Annotated in this window: 20 protein-coding genes; 7 read left to right on the forward strand and 13 right to left on the reverse strand. The window is 64.8% G+C overall.

All coding sequences use genetic code 11. From position 1 onward, the window contains the following. Positions 1-47 precede the first annotated feature (47 nt). From IEV83_RS17835 to IEV83_RS17885, 11 genes are all read right to left on the reverse strand, one after another. Positions 48-509: an NfeD family protein gene (locus tag IEV83_RS17835; protein ID WP_371873492.1), complete on the reverse strand. Its 462-nt coding sequence runs from the start codon at positions 507-509 to the stop codon at positions 48-50. Further along, the gene (locus IEV83_RS17840) at positions 506-1,501 is read right to left on the reverse strand and encodes an SPFH domain-containing protein (RefSeq protein WP_181760555.1); all 996 of its coding nucleotides are present in this window, start codon (positions 1,499-1,501) and stop codon (positions 506-508) included. Before IEV83_RS17840 ends, IEV83_RS17835 begins: the two co-directional genes overlap by 4 nt. Before the next feature lie 182 nt (positions 1,502-1,683). Next, positions 1,684-2,715 carry a ferrochelatase gene (gene hemH, locus IEV83_RS17845; RefSeq protein ID WP_209003240.1) on the reverse strand — a complete coding sequence of 344 codons (1,032 nt, stop codon included), beginning with the start codon at positions 2,713-2,715 and terminating at the stop codon, positions 1,684-1,686. A 319-nt stretch (positions 2,716-3,034) separates the two neighbouring features. Then, the gene (locus IEV83_RS17850) at positions 3,035-3,484 is read right to left on the reverse strand and encodes a response regulator (RefSeq protein WP_181760557.1); all 450 of its coding nucleotides are present in this window, start codon (positions 3,482-3,484) and stop codon (positions 3,035-3,037) included. Between the two features lie 131 nt (positions 3,485-3,615). Next, a complete protein-coding gene (locus IEV83_RS17855; RefSeq protein ID WP_181760558.1) occupies positions 3,616-4,860 on the reverse strand; it encodes a phenylacetate--CoA ligase family protein in 1,245 nt (414 codons plus the stop codon). A gap of 113 nt (positions 4,861-4,973) precedes the next feature. Next, positions 4,974-5,810, reverse strand: coding sequence for an ABC transporter ATP-binding protein (locus IEV83_RS17860; protein ID WP_181760559.1), 837 nt, complete (start codon positions 5,808-5,810; stop codon positions 4,974-4,976). Positions 5,811-5,929: 119 nt separating this feature from the next. Next, on the reverse strand, positions 5,930-7,252 hold the full coding sequence (locus IEV83_RS17865) for an ABC transporter substrate-binding protein (protein ID WP_181760560.1): 1,323 nt from the start codon (positions 7,250-7,252) through the stop codon (positions 5,930-5,932). A 155-nt stretch (positions 7,253-7,407) separates the two neighbouring features. Beyond that, on the reverse strand, positions 7,408-8,484 hold the full coding sequence (locus IEV83_RS17870; RefSeq protein ID WP_181760561.1) for a branched-chain amino acid ABC transporter permease: 1,077 nt from the start codon (positions 8,482-8,484) through the stop codon (positions 7,408-7,410). Positions 8,485-8,494: 10 nt separating this feature from the next. Next, complete coding sequence (locus IEV83_RS17875) at positions 8,495-9,448, reverse strand: branched-chain amino acid ABC transporter permease (protein ID WP_181760614.1); 954 nt, start codon at positions 9,446-9,448, stop codon at positions 8,495-8,497. A gap of 5 nt (positions 9,449-9,453) precedes the next feature. Continuing rightward, positions 9,454-10,275 carry an ABC transporter ATP-binding protein gene (locus IEV83_RS17880; RefSeq protein ID WP_181760562.1) on the reverse strand — a complete coding sequence of 274 codons (822 nt, stop codon included), beginning with the start codon at positions 10,273-10,275 and terminating at the stop codon, positions 9,454-9,456. Further along, the gene (locus IEV83_RS17885) at positions 10,272-12,260 is read right to left on the reverse strand and encodes an AMP-dependent synthetase/ligase (protein WP_181760563.1); all 1,989 of its coding nucleotides are present in this window, start codon (positions 12,258-12,260) and stop codon (positions 10,272-10,274) included. The genes IEV83_RS17880 and IEV83_RS17885 overlap by 4 nt, the downstream gene beginning before the upstream one ends. 297 nt (positions 12,261-12,557) lie before the next feature. On the opposite strand from IEV83_RS17885, the gene IEV83_RS17890 reads away from it, so the two are divergent. Together IEV83_RS17890 and IEV83_RS17895 are read left to right on the forward strand one after the other, a co-directional pair. Beyond that, the gene (locus IEV83_RS17890; RefSeq protein ID WP_181760564.1) at positions 12,558-14,513 is read left to right on the forward strand and encodes a PAS-domain containing protein; all 1,956 of its coding nucleotides are present in this window, start codon (positions 12,558-12,560) and stop codon (positions 14,511-14,513) included. Beyond that, positions 14,510-15,259 carry a response regulator transcription factor gene (locus tag IEV83_RS17895; RefSeq protein ID WP_181760565.1) on the forward strand — a complete coding sequence of 250 codons (750 nt, stop codon included), beginning with the start codon at positions 14,510-14,512 and terminating at the stop codon, positions 15,257-15,259. Before IEV83_RS17890 ends, IEV83_RS17895 begins: the two co-directional genes overlap by 4 nt. Positions 15,260-15,283: 24 nt before the next feature. On the opposite strand, the gene IEV83_RS17900 is transcribed toward IEV83_RS17895, so the two are convergent. Next, positions 15,284-18,745, reverse strand: a complete 3,462-nt coding sequence (locus IEV83_RS17900) for an indolepyruvate ferredoxin oxidoreductase family protein (protein WP_181760566.1) — start codon at positions 18,743-18,745, stop codon at positions 15,284-15,286. 371 nt (positions 18,746-19,116) lie between these two features. Between IEV83_RS17900 and IEV83_RS17905 the strand changes: the two genes are divergently transcribed. Further along, on the forward strand, positions 19,117-19,689 hold the full coding sequence (locus IEV83_RS17905; protein ID WP_181760567.1) for a TRAP transporter small permease subunit: 573 nt from the start codon (positions 19,117-19,119) through the stop codon (positions 19,687-19,689). Further along, entirely contained in the window at positions 19,689-21,080 is a 1,392-nt protein-coding gene (locus IEV83_RS17910; protein ID WP_181760568.1) for a TRAP transporter large permease, read from the forward strand. The genes IEV83_RS17905 and IEV83_RS17910 overlap by 1 nt, the downstream gene beginning before the upstream one ends. Before the next feature lie 120 nt (positions 21,081-21,200). Here IEV83_RS17910 and IEV83_RS17915 read toward each other — a convergent pair whose 3' ends face one another. Then, the gene (locus tag IEV83_RS17915) at positions 21,201-22,295 is read right to left on the reverse strand and encodes a TRAP transporter substrate-binding protein (protein WP_181760569.1); all 1,095 of its coding nucleotides are present in this window, start codon (positions 22,293-22,295) and stop codon (positions 21,201-21,203) included. 208 nt (positions 22,296-22,503) lie between these two features. Between IEV83_RS17915 and IEV83_RS17920 the strand changes: the two genes are divergently transcribed. The 3 genes from IEV83_RS17920 (at position 22,504) to nthB (ending at position 24,739) form a co-directional block, all read left to right on the forward strand. Continuing rightward, complete coding sequence (locus IEV83_RS17920; protein ID WP_181760570.1) at positions 22,504-23,268, forward strand: gamma-glutamyl-gamma-aminobutyrate hydrolase family protein; 765 nt, start codon at positions 22,504-22,506, stop codon at positions 23,266-23,268. Positions 23,269-23,417: 149 nt separating this feature from the next. Further along, a complete protein-coding gene (gene nthA, locus IEV83_RS17925; protein WP_181760571.1) occupies positions 23,418-24,083 on the forward strand; it encodes a nitrile hydratase subunit alpha in 666 nt (221 codons plus the stop codon). After that, the gene (gene nthB / locus IEV83_RS17930; RefSeq protein WP_181760572.1) at positions 24,080-24,739 is read left to right on the forward strand and encodes a nitrile hydratase subunit beta; all 660 of its coding nucleotides are present in this window, start codon (positions 24,080-24,082) and stop codon (positions 24,737-24,739) included. Before nthA ends, nthB begins: the two co-directional genes overlap by 4 nt. Positions 24,740-24,742 lie beyond the last annotated feature (3 nt).

Raw genomic sequence — 24,742 nt, forward strand, 5'->3', positions numbered from 1 at the left:
CCCAGCCCCACGCCGCTCCGGTCTGGTCCGGCTGACGCCGTCCGGAGCTATTTTCCGTCAACCGGGCGAACGATCAACTGCGCCCCCTCAACCCTGACGACGTGCACCCGGGTTCCCTCAGAACAATCCGGCCCGGCGACACGCCAGAACCCGTCATCCACCTGAATTCGTCCGTTTCCGTCCACAATCGGCTCGTGCAGAATGAATTCGCGCCCGACCAGCCGGTCGCCGCGTCGGTTGAGGTGAGGCTCATCCGTGTCGGCCTCGGACCGACGCATCAACGCCCGCCCGGCAAACAGGCACACCAGCGACACCACCACGAACAGCACCAGCGACACCTGCCAGGCCATATCGATGAACAGCGCAAGCGTGCCGACGATCAACGCCGCCAGCCCGAACCAGAGAAAGAAGGTTCCCGGCGCCAGCACCTCGAGCGCGAGCAGGATCAATCCGAGGATCCACCAGGACCAGGGTCCAAGCTCGAAGACGATCCGTTCAACGATGCTCACGCGTTGTTGCCTCCCTCGCGCCCGCCAGTCGCCGGGACCGAACCGCCGCGCGACCGGCCACGGCCATCCTCGGCAAACGCATCTTTCGCAATCTCCGCGATGCCGGCCAGCGATCCGAGAACGGAAGTGGTCTCGGTCGGCAGGATCATAAGCTTCTGGTTCGGCGATTTGGCGAAAGCGCCCAAAGCCTCGACATATTTGTTGGCCACGAAATAGTTGATCGCCTGCATGTCGCCGGCGGCAATCGCCTCGCTGACCATTTGTGTGGCCCTGGCTTCGGCCTCCGCCGCGCGTTCGCGCGCCTCAGCGTCGCGGAAGGCCGCTTCCTTCCGCCCTTCCGCCTCCAGGATCAGCGACTGCTTCTCGCCTTCCGCCTGCAGAATCTCAGATTGGCGCTTGCCTTCCGCCTCAAGGATCGAGGCGCGCTTCTCGCGTTCCGCCTTCATCTGGCGTCCCATGGCATCGACCAGGTCGCGCGGCGGATTGATGTCCTTGATCTCGATCCGCGTCATCTTCAGGCCCCAGGGCGAGGCGGCCGCATCCACCACCTGCAACAGCCGGGCGTTGATCTCGTCCCGGTTGGACAGAAGCTCATCGAGATCCATCGACCCCATCACCGACCGAATGTTGGTCATGGTCAGGTTGAGGATGGCGTTTTCCAGACCGGACACTTCATAGGCGGCGCGGGCCGCGTCGAGCACCTGATAGAAGGTGACGCCATCGGCGGTCACGGTGGCGTTGTCCTTGGTGATCACCTCCTGGGAGGGAACGTCGAGGACCTGTTCCATCATGTTGATCTTGTGACCGATGCGGTCGACGAAGGGCACGATGAAGTTCAGCCCCGGCGTCAGCGTCTTGCGATAGCGCCCGAACCGCTCGACCGTGTGATTGTAGCCTTGGGGCACCGTCTTGACGCCCGCAAGGACGACAAGAACCGCCAGCACGAACAGACCGATGACAAAAAGGTCAAACCCGACAATGCCCTCAAGCATGAGCGCCAATCCTTTTCTCGCATGCCTTGTGGCGCGCCGGCCCGTTCATCACAGGCTCGGGTCGGGAGCACAGACCCCTCAGGGTTCCGACCGTCCGGGCGCCATCCTTGCAAGGAGTTGTAACCGCTTCGCCGCGTTCCGCAAGCGTTGAGGATGCCGCCGGGGCCGCATCCTCCCCAATGTCAGACCCAGCCGGACAGTTCGCGCTCGACAATGGTGCGCAGCACCCGCATTCCCTCCTCGCTGTCGTTCAGACAGGGAATATGGGCGAATTTCTCGCCGCCGTTTTCGTGAAAGATTTCCCCCGCTTCCCCGGCGATTTCCTCCAGCGTCTCCAGGCAATCGGCCACGAAGCCCGGATTGAGGACGGCAATCCGCTTCATCCCCTCCCTGGCGAGGCTCTCCACGGTCTTGTCCGTGTAAGGTTGCAGCCATTCCTCCGGACCGAACCGGGACTGAAAGGTGATCCGCAGCTTGTCCGGCGACCAGCCGAGCCGCTCGCGCAGGAGCCGCGTCGTCTTCTGGCAATGGCAATGATACGGGTCGCCCTTGCGGAAATAGGACTGCGGAATGCCGTGGAACGAAGCCAGCACCGTTTCCGGCTCGAAGTCGAGCCCGGCAAGCTCGGTCTCGATCGAGGTGGCCAGCGCGTCGATATAAACCGGATCGTCATGGTAGGGCGGAACCGTGCGCAGCGCCGGTTGCCAGCGCAGCTTGGTCAGTTCCTTGAACACCACGTCATTGACGGTCGCCGTCGTCGAGGCGGAATATTGCGGATAGAGCGGAAACACCAGCAGGCGCTCGCATCCTTGCGCCCGCAGGTGGTCAAGCCGGGAGGGGATCGACGGGTTGCCATAGCGCATCGCCCAGTCGACGATGATGCGCTCATCCGCGTCGGCCAGATCGGCGGCCAGTTTGTCCGACTGGCTGCGGGTGATCGTGCGAAGCGGAGATTCGTCGCGCTCTGTGTTCCAGATTTCCTCATACGCCTTGCCGGATTTCTTCGGCCGGGTGTTGAGGACGATGCCATAGAGGATCGGATACCACAGCGCCTTCGGCCATTCGATGACCCGCTTGTCGGTCAGGAACTCGCGCAAGTACCGGCGCATCGACCAGAAGTCCGTGCCGTCCGGCGTGCCAAGGTTGACCAGCAATACGCCGATCCGACCCGCCTTCACCGGCGGATGGTCGCCCGGCAGCCGTATCTGGCGCATCTCGTGAGCCCGCTCTTTTTCCTGCGCCTGTTCTGCGATGACCGTCATGCTGTCCCTTCGGCTCCCGATTCTGCGTCCGTCTCATGTGGCTGTGACATAAGGCATTGGCCGCACCGAACAACCTGCATCATGCCGGAAACACCACCATGCGGCAAAATCGCCGGTCTCGGTGGTTCACCTGCGCGATCGGTCAGATCCGGCACCCAGCCCCATGGCCTGTCCGCCTCAGGGCTTTACGCGATAGGTCCCGTTTCGGATCGTCGCCCGAGGCAACACCGCCGCAAGTTATCGTCTTTAGGAAACGTGCAAGGACGCAGGATCAGTCCGTACTGTAGCGCTCGGCGACCTTGAACCAGAACTCGACAATGGTGTTGAGCACCGTGCTCATACCGACAAGGCTGTCGGCCTTGGTCACCACCGCGTTCGCCCCGGCCGCATAGGCCCGGCGAATGGTGATTGCATCATCGGCGGTGGTGAAAACGCACACAGGGATGGCATTCAGGGTCGGGTGGGCGCGAAGCTTGGTGAGAAACTCGGTACCACTCATGATCGGCAGGTTGAGGTCGAGCAGGATGAGATCCGGGGCGGGCTCGCCGGCCAGCGCGGCCTTGTCGAGCAACTCCAGCGCTTCCACCCCGTTTTCCACGGTCGAGATCGTCACCGGAACCGTTGAGGATTCAAGCGCTTTCTCAATGATGCGCACATCATCCGGGTCGTCCTCGACCAGAAGGATCGCCGCACCGCTCATCGCGTTTTCAGTCCCGTGCATCCGCCGGATCCATATCCGTGAAGTCGTGGTTACCGAACTATGAATAGGACGAGAGCCAACGCGGGCGCAACACGAACGCCCGCGTTTTTATCCATCGTCGGAAATAACATTACCCCTTTATGAACAATCTATCATGAATCGTAATTGCGCTCGTCTGAAATAATCTTGCCATCATTGGGCAAACTGCCCGGTGCCACCAGCTCGACCGCGCCGCCCAGTTTGGTGATCTCGCGCAGGCTTGTGGACAAGGCCGCTCCCAGGTCCGCCGGCACGTCGCCAGCCACCTCATAGGCAAGCCGCATCACATCCCGATCCTGCTCCCGCTCCACGATCAGCCGTGCCCGCGCCACCTCCGGGTGCCGGGCGAGAACCGCGGCCACCTGCTTCGGATCGACGAACATGCCCTTGACCTTGGTGCGCTGATCGGCGCGCCCCATCCAGCCTTTCAGGCGCATGTTGGTGCGCCCGCACGAAGAGCGACCGGAGACCACCGCCGAAAGGTCCCCGGTGCCAAACCGGATCAACGGATAGGACCGGCTGAAACAGGTCACCACCAGTTCGCCCACCTCCCCTTCGGGCACGGGGCAATCCGTTCCCGGACGCACGATCTCGGCGATCATGTTCTCGCTGACGATCAATCCCTCATCGGCCATGCTCTCATAGGCAATGACGCCAAGATCGGCCGTCGCATAGGCCTGCAAAACCGAAACGCCCCGGCTCTCGTACTCCGCCCTGAGGCTGGGAAACAGCGCCCCACCCGAGACCAGCGCCTTGCGGATCGAAGACGCATCCCGGCCGGTCTCCGCCGCCTTGTCGAGCAGCACCTTGAGAAAGTCCGGGGTGCCGGTGTAGCCAACGGGACGCAAGGCCTCCAGCGCATCGAGCTGGGCCTCGGTGTTGCCGGCACCGGCCGGAAACACCGTGCAGCCGAGCGCCCGGGCACCAAGGTCGAGGATAAAGCCGCCCGGCGTCAACTGATAGGACAGGGCGTTGTGGACCACATCCCCGGGCCGGAACCCGGCCGCGAACAGTGCACGAGCGCAGCTCCAGGGATCCGTTCCCTCTCCTTGCGGCTCCCAGACCGGCCCCGGTGACATGAAGATGCGGCCGAACGCGGATGGGTCACCGGCAGCAAACCCACCGAACGGCGGATTTTGCACCTGCGCAGCCATCAATTCCGGTTTGCGCAGCACCGGCAGGGCCGCCAGCGCTTCCCGGCTGGACACCGCCTCCGCGTCGATCCCCGCCAGATGCGCCGCCCACCCGGGTGCGTTGTCCTTGGCGTAAGCAATCTGCGCGGGCAAACGGGCAAACAGATCCGCTTCCCGCGCATCGGGATCCTGGATTTCGAGCTGATCGAAGTGCTCTGCGCTCATGGCTTACCCCTCGCCCGGCCGGGCGTTGCGCCGCCTTTCGGCAACGTCAGTGTCATTCCTGTCGAATCCTTGTCGGAGCGTGTCGCGGCGGACAGCGCACCGTGCCTGGCGGCTCAGGCCAGCCAGCGTTTCCGTCGCTTGTAGTGCTTGACGTTTCGGAAGGATTTGCGCCCTTCGCCGCCGACACCCAGATAGAATTCCTTAACGTCCTCGTTCTCGCGCAGCGCCTTGGCGGCACCGTCGAGCACGATGCGCCCCGACTCCATGATGTAGCCATACGTGGCGTAGCGCAGGGCGACATTGGTGTTCTGCTCCGCAAGCAGGAAGGAAACGCCCTCCTTCTCGTTGAGCTCCTTGACGATCTCGAAGATCTCCTCGACGAGCTGAGGAGCAAGACCCATGGAGGGTTCGTCCAAGAGGATCATGCTCGGTCGGCTCATCAGCGCCCGGCCGATGGCGCACATCTGCTGCTCGCCGCCGGAAGTGTAGCCCGCCTGGCTGCCGCGCCGCTCGCGCAGCCGCGGGAAGTAATCGTAGACCATCTCCAAATCGGCCTTGACCGCCGCCCCGCCATCCTTGCGGGTATAGGCGCCAGTCAGAAGGTTTTCCTCGATGGTCAAATGGCCGAAGCAATGCCGGCCCTCCATCACCTGGATGCAGCCGCGCCGCACCAGGTCGTTCGGCGACAAGGCCTCGACCCGCTCATCCTTGAAGACGATCGTGCCCTTGGTAACATCGCCGCGCTCGGCCTGCAGAAGGTTCGACACGGCCTTCAAGGTCGTGGTCTTGCCGGCGCCGTTGGCGCCCAAAAGGGCAACGATGCCGCCTTCCGGCACGGTCAGCGAAACGCCCTTCAGCACCAGAATTACGTGGTTGTAGATCACCTCGATGTTGTTCACAGCGAGGATGGTCGAAGCGGACGTCTCGGTCTGCCGTGCATTGGCGTCCATGTCAGTCTTCCGGCGCTAGCGTTGGGCGGGCCGGCCCGGGCGGATACGGCGCGGGCCGGCGGAGCTAGGACCGGTCCGCAGTCTGTCCGCGGACCGGGGTCTTTTCGTGCGATGCCGGCTCAGTTGGCCGGGCAGGCATCGTCACGCGTCGGCCACGGGGCATTCGACGTCGCGTAGTCCTTGGAGGCCTGCATCAGGATCGGCGTGACCTCTTCGGTCAGCGGCGAGAACCAGTCGGTCGCCGAGGTCCACTTCTCGCCGTCCCATTCCTGAATGAACAGCGGGTGGTGACCGGAGTGATTGGAGCAGGTGATCTCGATCGGCGCGATCATGCCCTTCAGGCCGATGGCCTCCAGACGTGCCTCGTCGATCTTGAGGTTCTCCAGACCAAGGCGCATGTCCTCGGCGTTGATCACCTTCTTGCCCGTCATCTCCTGGGCGGTGCGGATCGCTTCGACCATGTAGAGGGCATTCACGACGCCCCGGTTGTAGAGATTCTCGCCGATCGTATCTGCCGGGGTGTGCGAGTTGCCCGCATCCACAACCAGCTTCTTGATGTCCTGCAGGGCCGGATAGTCGGCACCGACATTGTTGAAGCTGACGGACTTGTAGCCCTTGGCGCCCGCGCCACCGGCCCGTGCGTCCTCGTCGCCACCGGCCCACCACACGCCGATGAACTTCGACATGTCGAAACGGTTCTTCACCGCTTCCTTGATGGCGGTCGGGTTCATGGCCCCCCAGCCCCACATCACGACATAGTCGGGACGGTCGCGGCGGATGGACAGCCACTGCGAGGACTGGTTCTGCATCTCCTTGCCCGCAACCGGGTACTGCAGCACCTCGAAGCCGTACTTCTGGGCGAGGTTGTCAAGCAGCGGAATCGGCTCGCGGCCGTAGCCAGCGTCAAGGAAGATGTAGCCGATCTTCTTGCCCTTGAGGCCTTCCATGCCCCCTTCCTGTTCGCCGATATACTTGATGATCGCCGACAGGCCGTCCCAATACGTGTCCGGCGGATTGAATACCCAGGGGAAGGTGTTGCCGTCGGCCGCCGCGGACAGGCCATAGGCCATCGACAGGACCGGGATCTTGTCGACCGACGATTTCGGGATCACCTGCAGGGTGATGCCGGTCGACCACGGATTGAAGACCAGCGTGTTCTTCGCCTTGGCCTGCTCGTAGCACTCCACGCCCTTCTGCGTGTCGTAGCCGGTCTCGCACTCGTCGAAGTCGATCTTGACTCCGTTCACGCCGCCGTCGCGCGCGTTGATCATCGCCAGGTAGTCGGACATGCCGTTGGCGATGTGGATGCCCGACCCGGCATACGGGCCGGTCCGGTAGGTCGGCAGCTGGATGTAGACGGAATCCTCGGCGATGGCCGGAGCGACGAAGGACGCCGCCAAGCCCATCAGGACCGATCCCGCCAGGAGAGTTTTCATTCGCATGTTTTTCTTTCCTCCCGTTCGTGCCCCTTGCGGAGCCTTCCTCCCATTCGTGCCCCTTGTGGGGGCCTTGCCAACGGAGTCTCGCCAGTTGGACCGGGTCCGGCTTGCACCCCGGTGGCATCTGAGGGTCGCCCCTCCCTGCGGATCCTCCCTGATCACGCGTAAGGGAACGGCCAGACCCTGAGTTTCTCCTTGCCGATCGCCCACAGCCGGGCCAGCCCGTGCGGTTCGACGATCAGGAAGAAGATGATGAGCGCGCCGATGACCATCTGCGCGACCTGGAACACGGTCTCGGCGGCGATATCGACACCAAGAGCCGGCAGGCCGACGCGCATCAGGATCGGCAGGATCCAGATGAACGCCGCGCCGAAGAACGATCCCACCAGCGAGCCGAGGCCGCCGATGATCGCCATGAACAACACCTGGAACGACAGGGTGATCGAGAACACCGCGGGCTCCGCGGCGCCAAGATAGAAGAACACGAACATCGCGCCGGCGACGCCGCATACATAGGACGACACCGCAAAAGCCGAGAGTTTGGCCACCAGCGGGCGCACGCCCATCAGTTCGGCGGCGATGTCCATGTCACGGATCATCATCCACTGCCGGCCGATGCGGCCACGGATCAGGTTCTTGATGAGCAGGGTCATCACCACGACGATGGCCAGCACCACGTAGTAGCGGGAGATGCCGCCGGCCGCCGGGCCGGTGACCAGCGTGCCGAAGAACTCTCGCCCCGGCACCTCGATCGCGCCGGAAGCATTGTAGTTGTAAAGCCACGAGATGCGGATGAAGCACCACTCGAGGAAGAACTGCGCGGCGAGCGTCGTCACCGCAAGGTACAGACCCTTGATGCGCAGCGACGGCAGGCCGAAGACCACGCCCGCCGCCGCAGCGAAGACCCCCGACAGCAGGATGTGGACGATGACGTTCACCTCCGGGAAGATCGTCACCAGCTTGTAGCAGCTGTAGGCGCCCACCCCCATGAAGGCGCCGGTGCCGAGCGAAAGCTGGCCGGCATAGCCCGTCAGGATGTTGAGGCCGATCGTGGCGAGCGCCAGGATCAGAAAGGGAATGGCGATGGCCGAGAGCATGAACTCGCTCGCCACCAGCGGCAGCAGGAGGGCGAGGACGAGGATGACCCCGATCCCGATGCGATCCTGGCGGATCGGGAAGATCTGCTGGTCGGCAGCATAGGTGGTCTTGTACTGGCCGGCTTCACGATAGAACATGGCTGGCTCCTCAAATCCGCTCGATGATCTTTTCGCCGAACAAGCCCTGCGGACGGAACAGCAGGAAGACCAGCGCGATGACATAGGCAAGCCAGCTTTCGATGCCGCCTCCCACGAGGCCACCCCAGTAGATCTCGCCGACCTTCTCGCCGATGCCGATGATCAACCCGCCGATGATGGCGCCGGGGATGGAGGTGAACCCGCCAAGGATCAGCACCGGCAGCGCCTTCAGCGCCACGATCTCCAGGGCGAACGACACGTCCGACCGCGCGCCCCACATGATGCCAGTGGCCAGCGCGACGATGCCGGCGGCGAACCAGACAATCGCCCAGATCTGATTGAGCGAGATGCCCACCGACAGGGCCGCGGTGTGGTCGTCGGCCACCGCGCGCAGGGCGCGGCCAATACGGGTGCGGTTGAAGAAGACCGCGAGGCCGCCGACCATCAGCAGCGCGATGACCGCAGCGGCGATATCGATATGCTGGAGGATCACCAGTCCGCGCTCGCCCATTTCGAAGGCCGTCGAGCCGGTCGGCAGGCCGAGCTCGGATGTGATCATCTGCTTCGGCTCGCCGCCGAAGATCACTTCGCCGAGGCCGATCAGGAAATAGGTCATGCCGATGGTGGCCATCAGCAGGATGATGTCCGGCTGGCCGACCAGCGGCCGCATCACGAACTTTTCGATGCACACGGCGAGGATCGCCATGATGCCGATCGCCAGGATCAGCGCCAGCCAGGCCGGCACCCCCTTCTGGTGCAGGCCCACCAGCGACAGGCCAGCGAACACGACCATGATGCCTTGCGCGAAATTGAAGACGCCCGAGGCCTTGTAGATCAGCACGAAACCGAGGGCGATCAGGGCGTAGAGCACGCCGGCGACGAAGCCTTCCCAGACCACCTGGATCAGGAAGTCCGGTGCATCGACCATCTGCACGAAGGGGTCGATGAGGATGTTGTAGAGCATGTCCATTAGTGCGAGACCCCGAGATACGCGTCGATCACATCCTGGTTCGCCTGCACCTCCTCCGGAGGTCCGTCGGCGATCTTGCGCCCGTAGTCGAGCACCACCACCCTGTCGGACAGATCCATCACCACGCCCATGTCATGTTCGATCAGCGCGATGGTGGTGCCGAACTGCTGGTTGACGTCGAGGATGAAGCGGCTCATGTCCTCCTTCTCCTCAAGGTTCATGCCCGCCATCGGCTCGTCGAGCAAAAGCAGCTCCGGCTCCATCGCCAGCGCCCGGGCCAGCTCCACCCGCTTTTGCAGGCCATAGGGCAACCGCCCGACCGGCGTCTTGCGGATCGCCTGGATCTCCAGGAAATCGATGATCTCCTCGACCTTGCGGCGATGTTCGATTTCCTCGCGCAGCGCCGGTCCGACGCGCAGGCATTGCCACAGGAAACCGGAATGCATCTTCAGCCCGCGCCCGGTCATGATGTTGTCCAGCGTCGTCATCCCCTTGAACAGGGCGACATTCTGGAAGGTGCGGGCAATGCCGTGGCTCGCCGCCTCATAGGGCTTCATCTTGCGCCGCACCTTGCCGCGCCAGGTGATCGTCCCTTCCTGCGGGTGATAGAAGCCGTTGATCACGTTGAGCATCGACGTCTTGCCGGCACCGTTCGGGCCAATAATCGCCCGCACTTCTCCCTTGATGATGTCGAAGGAGATGTTGGTGATCGCCCTTACGCCGCCAAAGGACAGCGAAACGCTGTCGATGCGCAGCAGCACCTCTCCCGGCGCCGTCTCCCCGTCGGGCTGCATTCCCGCCGGTTTTACCAGAACGTTCATTCCGCCGCCTCCTGCAAGCCACCACCGGACGTCGGATGGATCGTCATGTCGCGAATCTCCACATCCGCCTCGATCGCGCCCTTACGGCCGTCCTCGAAGGTGACTTCGGTCCGCACATGCTTGCGGGCGGAGCCGTCGTAGAGCGCCTCGATCAACGGGGCATAGCGCTCGGCGATAAAGGAGCGGCGGACCTTCTGGGTGCGCGTCAGCTCGCCGTCATCCGCATCCAGCTCCTTGTGCAGGATCAGGAAACGCTTGATCTGCGCCCCGGCCATCATCGGCTCGGAAGCAAGGTCCCGGTTCACCTGATCCACATGGTCCTGGATCATGTTGTAGACGTCCGGATGGGCGGCCAGTTCCTGATAGGAGGCATAATTGACGTTGTTGCGCTCGGCCCAGGAGCCCACCGCCGTGAGGTCGATGTTGACGAACACGCCGCAGAAGTCGCGCCCGTCGCCAAAGGCCACCGCCTCCTTGACGTTGGGAAAGAACTTCAGCTTGTTCTCGATGTATTTCGGCGCGAACAGCGCCCCATCGGTCAGCTTTCCCACATCCTTGGCGCGGTCGATGATCTTCAGATGGCCATTTTCGGCGATGTAGCCGGCATCGCCGGTCAACACCCAACCATCCTCGGTCTTGGTGGCGCGCGTCGCCTCATCGTTCTTGTAGTAGCCGACGAACACGCCCGGCGAGCGATAGAGCACCTCGCCATTGTCGGCGATCTTCAGCTCCACATCCGGCGCCGGCGTGCCCACCGTGTCGCCGAAGATCTGGCCGTCCGGCTGCATGGTGATGTAGACGCTGGCCTCGGTCTGACCGTAGAGCTGCTTGAGATTGAGCCCGAGCGAGCGATAGAAGCGGAAGATCTCCGGACCAATCGCCTCGCCGGCGGTATAGCCGACCTTCAGCCGGGTGAAGCCCATCTGGTTCTTCAGCGGCCCGTAGACCATGATCTCGCCGAGCGCGTAGGCCAGCCGGTCGCGGAAGCCGACGGCCTCACCGTTGAGTATGCGCTCGCCCACCCGGCGCGCCAGCGCCATGAAGCTGTCGAACATCTTCTTCTTGAGGGTGCCCGCATCTTCCATCCGCACCATGATGTGCGTCAGCATTCCCTCAAACACCCGCGGCGGCGCGAAGAAATAGGTCGGCGCGATCTCCTGCCGGTCGGATAGAACGGTCTCCAGGCTTTCCGGACAATTGACGCAATAGCCGGCGATGTAGGACTGGGCGATCGAAAAGACATAGTCGCCGATCCAGGCCAACGGCAGATAGGCCAGCGTCTCTTCATGCTCGTCGAGCCCGTCGAACGCATTGCCGTTGCGCGCGGAAATCACCAGGTTGTCGAAGGAGAGCATCACCCCCTTCGGCCGTCCGGTGGTCCCGGAGGTGTAGAGGATCATCGCAAGGTCGCTGCCCTTGGCCGCCTGGATGCCCTCGCGCCAGGCCGCCTCAAGCGACGCGTCCGCCGCCATCGCCGCCCGCCCTGCCTCTTGCAGCGCTTCGAAACTGTGCAGCCGCGTGTGGTCGTAGTCTCTCAGACCGCGCGGGTCGTCATAGACGACCTGCTCCAGCTTTGGCAGCGCGTCGGCCGTGGACAGGATCTTGTCGACCTGCTCCTGATCCTCGACGCAGGCGAAACGCACCTCCGCGTGTTCCAGCACATAGGCCATCTCCTCGGCGACCGAGTCCGCGTAGAGCGGAACCGGCATGCCGCCGAGCGACTGCGCGGCAACCATGGACCAGTACATGCGCGGACGATTGCCACCGATGATCGCGATCTTGTCACCGGCGGAAAACCCGATGCCGCGAAGACCGAGAGCAAAGGCACGGATTTCCTCAAGGGCCTCCGCCCATGTCCATGCCTGCCAGATTCCGAGATCCTTCTCGCGAATGGCCGGGCGGTCCGCGAAGACCCTGGCATTGCGCAAAAGGAATTTCGGAAAGGTGTCCTCGTCGAGGCGCTCGACGACGGGCGACCCTGCCATAGCGTTTCTTCCCTTCTGGACGCCCCGGTTGTCCGGGGTCGCGTTTTCAAGCGTGCCGATATTATCACATCCTGAACCGTCCAACCTCTTCTCTCTTCTTGGAGACTTACCCGAGACTGACGCAGGTGCGCGCTCAACTGCAACGCTATTCGCCGCACGTTGCGCCAGTATGTGCCAATTGCAACGAATTGTGTCAGCCTCCCTGTCCTGGTAGGTCAGCGGCCACGCATCGCCCTCCGCCGGCCCGCCCTTTCGCTTTTTCTTCGACACGGGCGCTTCTTTGCCTAAACTCAGTTCATGCTGACCGGAGATCTTTACCGCGACCGCCTCGACCTGTTGCAGGCCGCGCTCGACCATATCAACCAGGGGTTTTCCGTCTTCGACGCGGACCTGCGCCTGGTGGCCTGGAACAGACGCCTGTTCGAGCTGCTGGAGTTCCCCTGGCATCTGGCCAAGCGCGGCACTCATCTGGCCGAGTTCCTGCGCGTCAATGCCGCGCGCGGCGAATATGGCGACAGCGACGTGGAGGTGCTGGTCGCCCGAAGGGTGGAGCGGGCGCGGCTGTTCGAGCCGCACACCTTCGAGCGCAAGCGGCCCGACGGGCAGGTGGTGCTGGTCACCGGCGCGCCGCTGCCGGCCGGCGGCTTCGTCACCACCTACACCGATGTCACCCGCGACCGGCAACAGCAGGCGACGCTGGAACGCACCGTCGCCGAGCGCACCCGGCAGCTGCGCCAAAGCGAGGACTGGCTACGGCTGGTCACCGACAGCGTTCCGGCGCTGATCGCCTATATCGGCCCGGGGCCGGTCTATCGCTTCGCCAACCGGCGCTATGCCAAATGGTTCGATCACACGGTGGAATCGATTGTCGGACGACCCGCCGAGGAGGTTATCGGCCCCGAGCTCTACCCGCAGATCGTCCCGCATATCGACCGGGCCTTCGAAGGCGAGGCCGTGTCCTACGAGTATTCACGCACCCGCAAGGACGGCCGGCTGGTGCACATGCGCTCCACGCTTATTCCGGACCGGACCCTCGACGGGCGCACGCTCGGCTGTTTCGTCCTGTCCCTTGACGCCACCGACCAGAAACGCAGCGAGGTCGCCCTTGCCGAGGCCCGGCGCATGGAAGCGGTCGGACAGCTGACCGGCGGCGTTGCCCACGATTTCAACAATCTCCTGACCATCATCATCGGCAACGTTCTGAGCCTCAAGCGCAAGGTGGAAGCGCCGGCCATGCCGGACCTTGCCGCCCATCTCGACCCGATCCTGCAGGCGGCCCAGCGCGGCACCGACCTGACCCGGCGCCTCCTGGCCTTCGCCCGCGGCGACACCCCCGATGCCAAACCCGTTCATCTGGCCGCCCTGCTGAGCAACATCGAACGGCTGGTCGCCGGCTCCCTGCCGGCCTCCATCGCCCTCACCATCACCAGCCAGGCGCCGGCGCTGATCGCCCGGATCGATCCATCGGAAGCGGAAAACGCCCTCGTCAACCTGATCTTCAACGCCCGGGATGCCATGCCGCACGGCGGCAGTCTGACCGTCACCCTCGACGAGGCCTGCCTGGAGACCGCCGAGGCCGAAGCCATCGGCATCGCGCCGGGCACTTATGCGCGGATCCTGGTTGCCGATACCGGTCACGGCATGAGCGAGGAGGTGCGCCGGCAGGCCTTCGATCCGTTCTTTTCCACCAAGACCTTCGGCACCGGCAGCGGCCTCGGCCTTCCCACCGTCTATTGCTTCGCCCGCCGGGCCAGCGGCGGCATCACCATCGACAGTCAGCCGGACAAGGGCGCGCGCATCTGCCTGTGGCTGCCCGTCCATCACGCCATTCCCGCCGATGATGCGGATACGGGCGACATGCCCATGCCCGCCGGCCAGGGTGAACTGATCCTTCTGGTCGATGACGATACCGATGTCGCCAATGTGGTGCGCGATCAGCTTTGCGCCCTCGGCTACACCGTGCTCGTCACCAATGAGGCGAAAGACGCAGTTGACCTGATTGCCTCCGTCCCCGACATTCGAGCGGTCCTGAGCGATGTCGTCATGCCGGGTCAGATGAACGGAATGGATCTCGTTGCCGCGATCCGCCGTGCCCGCCCCGACCTGCCGACCGCGCTCATGACCGGCTACCGACGCGGGCCGGGGCAGGAGGGTGTGCCAACGGACTGCGCGGCTGGGGACTGTCCGGTTCTGGCCAAGCCCTTCACCATCTGCGCCCTTGCACAGACCATGAGCGAGATCCTTGCCTCATGACCCATCCCGACCCGATCCGCGACAGGGAGGCCGTGGCGCCCGAGGACGCCCTGATCCATATCGTCGAGGATGAAGCCGCCATTCGCGACCTGCTGACGCAAACGCTGGCGACCTACCGGTTCAACACCGAGGAATTCGCCACCGCAGATGCCTTTCTTCTGGCGTTGGAAGACCGTGCCCCCGCCGCCGTGATCCTCGACCTCGGCCTGCCCGACATGGATGGCATGGAGGTGATCAACCGCATCCGCGCCCATGCGCCGGTGCCGATTCTTGTCCTGTCGGCCCGGGCCCATGCCTCCGACCGGATCATGGGGCTGGAATTTGGCGCGGATGATTATGTGGTCAAGCCGTTCGATCCGCGCGAGATCGTTGCCCGGATCCGCTCCCTGCTGCGCCGGGCAGCGCCCGAGCCCGCCCCCAGCGCACCGAGCTGCGAAATCGCCCGGTTTTCCGGCTGGAGCTTCGAGCCGGGATCACATCGGCTGGTGGGCCCTGACGGAACCGAGACCTTCCTGTCCACCAGCGAGACGACCCTTCTGACCGCCCTGCTGCGCGCGCCCAAACGGGTGCTCAGCCGCGACTATCTGCTGGAGCATGGCGGACGCGACGACGCGCTCGACCGGGCCATCGACGTGCGCATTTCCCGCATTCGCAAGAAGCTGACCCGGCCCGGCGGCCAGTCGCTGATCCGCACCGTCTACGGCTCCGGCTACATGCTGACGACCCAGGTAGACTGGGGCGGCTGACCGCCGTCAGCCGCCGCCCGCGCGCTATTCCGCCGCCTGCTGCGATGCCTCGGTCCCGGCCCGCCAGGCTGCCAGCAACTCCGGGAGCCGCGCCTCCGCCCGTTCCGCCGCCTCCGCCCGCACCGGTCCGAAGCCGCGGATGGTCTCCGGCCAGGCCAGCAGCGCGGTGGCCGCACCGATCCGCTCCGCATCGAGCGTTGCCGCCACATCGTCGACAATCGCCTCGAACCGATCGCGCAACCGCCGTTCCATCCGCCGCTCTTCCGTTCGGCCGAACGGATCGAACACCCCACCGCGCAGACGCTTCATCCGCGCCAGAAGACCGAACACCGGCATGACCCAAGGACCGAACCGGCGCTTGGCCGGACGCCCCGTGCGCGGATCGGTGCCGCTGAGAAGCGGCGGCGCCAGGTGGAACTCCAGCCGGCCATGGCTTTCGAAGGTATCCTCCAGTTGCCGGCGGAAGGCACTGCCGGAATAAAGCCGGGCCACCTCGTATTCATCCTTGATCGCCATCAGCCGGAACAATTCGCGGGCGCCGGTGCGCACCAACACCTCCCCGTCTGTGCCGAACGGTTCCGCCCGCGCTTTCAGCGCCGCGATCCGCCGCGCGAAGCGATCCGCATAGGCCTTGTCCTGATACTCGGCGAGAAACCGGCTGCGCCGGGCGATCATTTCATCAAGGCTTTCCGACAGGCGGTGATGCTCAGGCACCGCCTCACCGGTCCGCACCGCCTGAGCGAGCGCCTCGCGATCGACGGCGGCCACCCGCCCCCAGGCGAAGGCGGCAAGGTTCATCTCCACCGAAACCCGGTTGAGCCGAATGGCATCCTCGATCGCTTCACGGGTGAGCGGGATCGCTCCCATCTGCCAGCCGTAGCCAAGCAGGAACATGTTGGCGGCGATCGCATCGCCGAACAGTTTGGTCGCCTGTTCGGTCGCGTCGATGAAGCGGCTGCGGCCGGCGCCCGTTGCCTGCTCGATGGCCGCGACCAACTGCCGGCCCGGCAGGCTGAAATCCGGATTGCGGGTAAAATCGCCTGGCAGGGTCTCATGGGTGTTGACGACGGCTGTGGTCGCCCCTTCGCGCATCGCCGTCAGCACCTTGGCCGAGCCGGCGACAACGATGTCGCAGGCCAGCACCAGATCGGCCCCGCCGGTGCCGACCCGGATCGCCGAGATATCCTCCGGGCGTGGCGCCAGCTTCAGGTGACTGGTCACCGCCCCGCCCTTTTGCGCCAAACCGGCCATGTCGATGATGCCGCAGCCGAGCCCGTCGAGATGCGCCGCCATGCCGAGCACCGCGCCGACGGTGACAACACCAGTGCCGCCAACGCCGGTGATCAGGATCGAATGCACCCGGTCAAGCGGCGCGATTTCCGGCTCCGGCACGGCGGGCGCCGCCGGCGCGCTGACCGCCCGGCCCTTCAGCACCCCGCCGCGCACGCTGACGAAGGAGGGGCAGAACCCCTTCACGCAGGAAAAGTCCTTGTTGCAGGAAGACTGGTCGATGGTCCGCTTGCGGCCCCATTCGGTTTCCACCGGCTGCACCGCGACGCAGTTTGACTGGACGCCGCAATCGCCGCAGCCCTCGCACACCAGGTCGTTGATCAGGATCCGCTCATCGGGATCGGGGAAGAGCCCGCGCTTGCGCCGCCGGCGCTTTTCCGCCGCACAGGTCTGATCATAGATCAACACGGTCAACCCCGGCTCGCGCGCCAGCTCCCGCTCCACCTCCAGCAACTCGTCGCGATGATGGATCGACATGGCCGCCGGCCAATTGGTCGCGGGCGGATACTTGCCCGGTTCATCGGTGACGAGAACCACGCGCCGCGCGCCCTCCGCCGCCACCTGCCGGGCGATCTGGTCGACCGTCAGCCCGCCATCATGGGCCTGGCCGCCGGTCATCGCCACCGCGTCGTTGTAAAGGATCTTGTAGGTGATATTGACGCCGGCGGCCTTAGCCGCGCGGATCGCCAGCGCGCCGGAATGGTTGTAGGTGCCATCGCCAAGGTTCTGGAACACATGGCCGGTGCGGGAAAACGGCGCCTCGCCGATCCAGTTGCCCCCTTCGCCGCCCATCTGGGTGTAGCCCTCGGTCCGCCGGTCCATCCACTGCACCATGTAGTGGCAGCCGATCCCCGCATAGGCGCGGCTTCCCTCCGGAACATGGGTGGAGGAATTGTGCGGACAGCCGGCACAGAAATACGGGCTGCGCACGGCAACATCTCCGGTCCGCCGCAGCCGCTCGCTGCGCGCCTCCAGATCGGCGATCCGGGCGGCGAGCCGTTCCTGCGGCCGGCGGGCCTGCAGCCGCCGGCCGATCTCCAACGCGATCTGCATCGGCTCCAGCGCGCCCGGCGCGCGAAACAGGATCGCCCCGGTCTCGTCGGTCTTGCCCAGCACCTGCGGCGCATCCGCCGTGCGATAGAGGAGTTCCTTGATCTGCGGTTCGATCAGGGCCCGTTTTTCCTCCACCACGATCAGGAGTTCCAGCCCCCCGGCGAAGGCCCGCAGCCGATCCGCATCGAGCGGCCAGGGACAGCCCACCTTGTAGAACGCCAGCCCGAGGTCCGCCGCCGTCACCTCGTCGATACCCAGAAGATCCAGCGCCTCGACCACATCGAGATAGCTCTTGCCGGTGGAAACGATGCCGATCCTGGGCGTCCGTCCGCCCGACAGCACCACCCGGTCGAGCGCATTGGCGGCGATGAAGGCGCGCGCCGCCGGCAGCTTGACTTCGTGCAGCCGGGCCTCCTGCGCCAGCGGATGATCGCTCGGGCGCACATGCACCCCGCCCGGCGGAAACGGAAACTCCGGCAGGATCGGCCGCACCCGGTCCAGACGCCCGTCGATCGAGGCGGTGGATTCCACATTGTCCTTGACCAGTTTCAGCCCGGCCCAGAGCCCGGCATAGCGCGACAAGGCCCAGCCATAGAGGCCGAAATCGAGGATCTCCTGCGCACCCGCCGGATTGAGGATCGGCATCATCGCATCGACAAGGGCGAATTCGGACTGATGCGCCGTGGTCGAGCTTTCGCAGGTGTGATCATCGCCCATCAGCGCCAGCACACCGCCATGGCGCGACGTACCGGCCAGATTGGCATGTCGGAACGCATCGCCCGACCGGTCGACGCCCGGCCCCTTGCCGTACCAGATGCCGAACACCCCGTCGAAGCGCCCCTCGCCGCGCATCTCCGCCTGCTGGGTTCCCCACACCGCCGTCGCCGCCAGATCCTCGTTGATCGCCGGCGAGAACACCACATCGGCCGGCGCCAGCACCTTGGCCGCCCGCTGGAACTGCTGGTCGAGCGCACCGAGCGGCGACCCGCGATAGCCGGTCACATAGCCGGCGGTGTTGAGCCCGGCCGCGCGGTCGCGCGCCTTTTGCATCAGGACCAGGCGGATCAGCGCCTGGGTGCCGGACAGGAAGATCCGATCCTTGCCAAGATCGTATTTGTCATCGAGCGAAACCCGATTGCGCATGGTCAACTGTCTCCTCCCGGCGGAACGCGACCCGGAGACGGGCAAGGACCTTCCCCCTGCCCGCGCCATCGAAAGCGCCGCTTCCGCCACTATCGGCCTTGCCGTGATTCCTTCGCAGTATATCCGGATCGGTGCTCGTTGCATCGCGCAGCTTCCAGAGACAAAAAACCGTATTTTCTCGCTAAAATTGCGGAGTTTTCGCTCTGCCTTGCTTTTGCAGAAGCCGCAAAGCTGCTAATCAGACAGCGCCCGGCGACGGGCGGACGGGAGAAACGGCGACACAGCCGGCCCCGTTTTTTACGGGAGGGAAAGAGGGCCGATCATGACATATCCACATGCACCGCGCGCCGCGCGCGGCAGGGGCTAAAGCGATGCGTGCGCTCGCCGCCATCGTCCGGATCATCAGCGGTCTCAACACCCTGATCGGCAACATCTTCTCATGGCTGTCGCTGGCCATTGTCGCCGTGTGTTTCACGGTGGTGGTCCAGCGTTACGTCTTTTCCAGCAGTTTCGTCTGGATGCAGGATCTCTACATCTGGCTGAATGGTGCCATGTTCACCGCGGTCGCCGGCTTCGCCCTGCTGCGCAACGATCATGTGCGGGTCGATATTTTCTACCGGCCCGCAAGCGTGCGGCGAAAGGCGGTGGTCGACCTGATCGGCGTCGTCCTGTTCCTGCTGCCCTTCACCTGGATCGTCTTCTACTACGCCTGGAGCTTCGTCAGCCGGTCGTGGCGGCTGACCGAGGCCTCCGCCAATGTGGGCGGAATGCCCGGGCTTTTCATTCTCAAGACCTTCATTCTCGGCTTTGCGGTGCTGGTCGCGCTGCAGGGTATCGCGATGGCGCTGCGCTCGATCCTGGTGCTGACCGGCAATGAGACCCTGTTGCCCGAGGCCCTGCGCTACGACGCGAAAACGGCTGTCAAACCGGAGGCAAGCGCCTGATGGATCCTGTCCTTGTCGGCGAGCTCCTGTCGGGGCTCATGTTTTTCGGTATCATCGGCTTCCTCCTTCTTGGCTTTCCTGTTGCCTTCACCCTGGCCGGCGTCTCGCTGATGTTCGGGCTGGTCGGCATGTGGTTCGGGGTGTTCGATCCGTCGAATTTTGGCTCTCTCGCCAACCGCTACATCGGCTACATGACCAACGAGGTGCTGGTCGCCGTGCCGCTGTTCATCTTCATGGGCGTGATGCTGGAACGCTCGAAGATCGCCGAGCAGCTGCTGCTGACCATGGGCAAGCTGTTCGGCAACATGCGTGGTGGCCTGGGCATGTCGGTGATCATCGTCGGCGCGCTGCTGGCCGCCTCCACCGGCGTTGTCGGTGCCACGGTGGTGACCATGGGCCTGATCTCGCTGCCGGCGATGCTGCGGGCCAACTATGACCCGAGGCTCGCCTCCGGCGTCATCTGCGCCTCCGGCACCCTTGGCCAGATCATTCCGCCCTCGACCGTGCTGATCTTCATGGGCGACATGCTGTCGGGCATCAATTCCCAGGTGCAGATGGCCAAGGGCAACTTCGCCCCGGTGCCGGTCTCGGTCGGTGACCTGTTCGCCGGCGCCCTGCTGCCCGGGTTGCTGCTGGTCGGCCTTTATCTCGGCTGGACCGCGCTCAAGGCGATCTTCGAGCCGGCCTCCTGCCCGGCAACCCCGGTTCCGCCGGAGGAAAAGAAGGACCTCCTGCGCGAGGTTGCCGTGGCGCTGGTGCCACCGCTGATGCTCATTCTGGCGGTGCTGGGCTCGATCCTCGGCGGCATTGCCACGCCGACCGAGGCGGCCTCCGTCGGCGCGGTCGGCGCCATGGTGCTGGCCGGCCTGCGCTGGCGCCTGTCCTTTTCGGTGCTGCGCGAGACCGCCATCGCCTCGGCCTCCATCACCTGCATGGTGTTCATCATCCTGTTCGGCGCCTCGGTGTTCTCCATCGTCTTCCGGCTGATGGGCGGCGACAATCTGGTGCATGAGTTCCTGTCCAACCTGCCGGGCGGCACGCTCGCCGCCGTGGCGGTGGTGATGTTCATCATGTTCCTGCTGGGGTTCATTCTCGACACGTTCGAGATCATCTTCATCGTCATCCCGATCACCGCGCCGATCCTGCTGGCACTGGATGTGGACCCCGTCTGGCTCGGCATTCTGGTCGGCGTGAACCTGCAGACCAGCTTCCTGACCCCGCCCTTCGGCTTCGCCCTGTTCTACCTGCGCGGGGTGGCGCCCAACAGCGTGTCGACGGCGATGATCTACAAGGGCGTTCTGCCCTTCGTGCTGCTGCAGATGCTGGCCATCGCCATCATGTTCATGTTCCCGCAGATCGCCACCTGGCTGCCGAAGGCGCTCTACAACTGACGGGCACCGGACAAGGTCGGCAAACGCCGGCCCGCCTCATGCAACATCCCGTCGTTCAGACAACAAAAAACCCCGGCCTTTCGGCCGGGGCTTTCCGTTTCCAGCGTGGGTCGCGCCGGATCAGATCTTGAAGTACTTCTTGCGCGCCTCGATGAAGGCGCCGTCGGTTCCTTCGGTGCGGGTGCGCAGGATGTTCAGCGCCTCGATGAAGCTTTCCGTCGTCTTCTTGGTCAGCGCATCATCGGAATCGCGCAAGCCCCCGAGGATCTCCTCGGCCGCCTTGGCGCCCGCCTCCATGATGTCGGCCGGGAACTCGCGCACGATCACGCCATGCTCGTCGACCAGCGTCTTCAGCGCGCGCGGGTCATTGGCATAGAAGTCCGAAGCGACCTGATCGTATTCCGCCTGGCAGACATCGCGGACGATTGCCTGCAGGTCGGTCGGCAGCGCCTGGTACTTGGCCTTGTCGACCACCAGTTCGGTGGCCAGGCCCGGCTCCACGAAGCTCGGGAAGTAGTAGTTCTTGGCCACCTGGTAGAAGCCCAGCGCCAGATCGTTGTACGGTCCGACGAACTCGGCCGCGTCCAGCGTGCCCGACTGCAGCGCCTGGAAGATCTCGCCAGCGGCCATGTTGGTGACGGTGGCGCCGAGCTTCTCCCACACCCGGCCACCAAGACCCGGGGTCCGGAAGCGCAGGCCCTTGACCGAATCGAGACCGGTCAGCTCCTCGCGGAACCAGCCACCCGCCTGGGTCCCGGTGTCGCCGGACAGGAAGCCCTGCACGCCGAACTGATCGTAGATCTCGTCCCAGACCTGCTGGCCGCCCATGTAGCGCACCCAGGCGGTGAGCTCGCGCGAGGTCATGCCATAGGGAACGCCGGTGAAGAAGGCCAGCGCCGGGCTCTTGTTCTGCCAGTAGTAGGCGGCGCCATGGCTCATCTCGGCGGAACCGTCGATCACCGCGTCGAGCGACTGCAGCGGCGGCACCAGTTCGCCAGCGGAATAGACCTGGATGGTCAGCCGGCCGCCGGAAGCGGCGGTGATGCGGTCGGCCAGACGCTGCGCTCCAACGCCAAGCCCGGGGAAATTCTTCGGCCAGGTCGTGACCATGCGCCAGGTCTGGTTGCCCTGGGCGATGGCCGGCGCGGCAAGCGCGCTCGCTCCGGCACCAGCGCCGACGAGCCCGGCCTTCTTGATAAATGAACGGCGATCCATACGTCCCCTCCCGGAAGTGTTTTCAAACGTTTGCCGGAGCTCTGACGATTGCCCGGCACAACCAAGCGCCATCTTTCGAAACGGCACCTTGACTGTGATATAAAACGCATGTGGATCGCATAGACAAGGGCGACCATGAGGAAGTAGGACAGAATTCAGGATACTATCCGAAAGTTGTATTCCCGATTCCGGCCCGACAGGAGCTCTCATGCGCAAACCGGTCGTTCTCGTCAGTGCGGACGTCAAGCCCATTGAGGGCTTCGACTGGCACGCCGCGATTTCCAGCTATCTCGATGCCCTCGTGCATGGCGCCGATGCCATGCCCGTTCTGTTGCCGGCGCTGGGTCCCGCGCTTGATCTCGACAGCCTGCTCGACCGGGTCGACGGCGTGCTTCTCACCGGCTCACGCTCCAACGTGCATCCGTCGCTTTACGGCGGCGATGCCCATGAGCGCAACGGCCCCTTCGACACGCGGCGCGATGCCACCACCCTGCCGCTGATTCGCCGGGCGCTGGCGCGACACCTGCCGCTGTTCGCCATCTGCCGGGGCTTGCAGGAGCTCAATGTCGCGCTCGGCGGCACCCTGGTATCGGAGGTGCAGGACATCGACGGGCGGCGGGATCACCGCGCGCCAGAAAGCGACAGCATGGACGAACGCTTCGCCCTTGCCCATCACGTCGACATCGTTCCCGGCGGCCGGCTTGCCGCGGTTCTGGGCGATGCCCGGGTGGAGGTGAACTCCCTGCACCGGCAGGCGATCGGCGCATTGGCGCCGGGCCTGACCATTGAAGCGCAGGCAGAAGACAGCACCATCGAGGCGGTTTCCGTCGATGCCCATCCCGGCTTCGCGCTGGCAACCCAATGGCATCCGGAATACTGGGTCGGCAGCGACAGCGCCTCGGCACGGCTGTTCGCTGCCTTCGGCGAGGCGGCCCGGGCGCAGATGACCGCCACGGCGCGCAGCGCGGCCTGAAAACCGCCAGGGAGAGGATGGCGAAACGCGGAGTTTTGCAACATCGGACGTCGCCGATGAATTGATGACCATCGCCTTTTGCCCGCTTCGAGTCGCACGGGAGGTGCGCAGCGGGCAAAAGGGGCGCGCAGTTTTGGGGAGGAAACCATATGGCGCATGATCACGGGCCGGGACAGGACGGCGAGAGCCATGATGGGCATTCGCACGAGGGATCGCATCTCTCCGAAACGGAACTGCGCGTGCGTGCACTGGAATCGATCCTGATCGAAAAAGGCTATGTCGATCCGCAGGCGCTCGACCGGTTCATCGAGACCTATGAAACCAAGGTCGGTCCGCACAATGGCGCGCATGTGGTCGCCAAGGCGTGGCGCGAACCGGAGTTCCGCGACTGGCTGCGCCGGGATGCCACGGCGGCGATCCACGCGCTCGGCTATATCGGTCGGCAGGGCGAACACATGGTCGCGGTCGAGAACACCCCCGAACAGCACAACATGATCGTCTGCACCCTGTGCTCCTGCTACCCGTGGCCGGTGCTCGGCCTGCCGCCGGTCTGGTACAAATCCGCGCCCTACCGGGCCAAGGTGGTGCGCGACCCGCACGGTGTCCTAGCCGATTTCGGGGTCACCCTGCCGGAAAAGACCCGCATCCGGGTCTGGGATTCCACCGCTGAAGTCCGCTACCTGGTGGTGCCGATGCGGCCCGCGGGCACCGAGGGCTGGAGCGAACAGGAGCTGGCCCGGCTGGTCACCCGCGACAGCATGATCGGCACCGGGCTTGCCCTTCCCCCGCAACAGGCTGCGGAGACGGGGCGATGAACGGCGCCCAGGACCTTGGCGGCATGATGGGCTTCGGCCCCATCACACCCGAACCGGTCAAGCCGGTGTTCCACGCGCCGTGGGAAAAGCGTGCCTTCGCCATCACCCTGGCCATGGGTGCGACCGGCGAATGGAACATCGACATGTCGCGCTTCGCACGCGAAAGCATGCCCCCGGCGCGCTACCTCGCCTCCAGCTACTACGAGATCTGGCTCGCCGGACTGGAGACCTTGCTCGCCGAGCGCGATCTGGTCCGGCCGGAGGAAATCGCCGCCGGCCGCAGCCTGCGCCAGAGCCGGCCGGTCAAGCGCGTGCTTGCGGCAGACGAGGTCGACGCAGCCCTTGCCAAGGGCGGGCCGGTCGACCGGCCGGCCACCGCACCGGCCCGGTTCAGCGTTGGCGACAAGGTGCGCGCGAAGATCATGCATCCGGAGGGGCACACCCGCATTCCCCGCTACTGCCGGGGCCAGACCGGCATCATCGAGACGATCCACGGCTGCCACGTCTTTCCCGACGACAGCGCCGCCGGCCGGGGTGAAAACCCGACCTGGCTCTACGGCGTCGCCTTTGACGGGCGCGCCATCTGGGGCGCGGATGCCGCCGAAGACCTCAGCCTGAGAATTGATCTATGGGAGCCTTATCTTGACCCGCTCTGAGAC

It is taken from the genome of Stappia taiwanensis (assembly GCF_014635285.1).
Classification (GTDB): Bacteria; Pseudomonadota; Alphaproteobacteria; order Rhizobiales; family Stappiaceae; genus Stappia; species Stappia taiwanensis.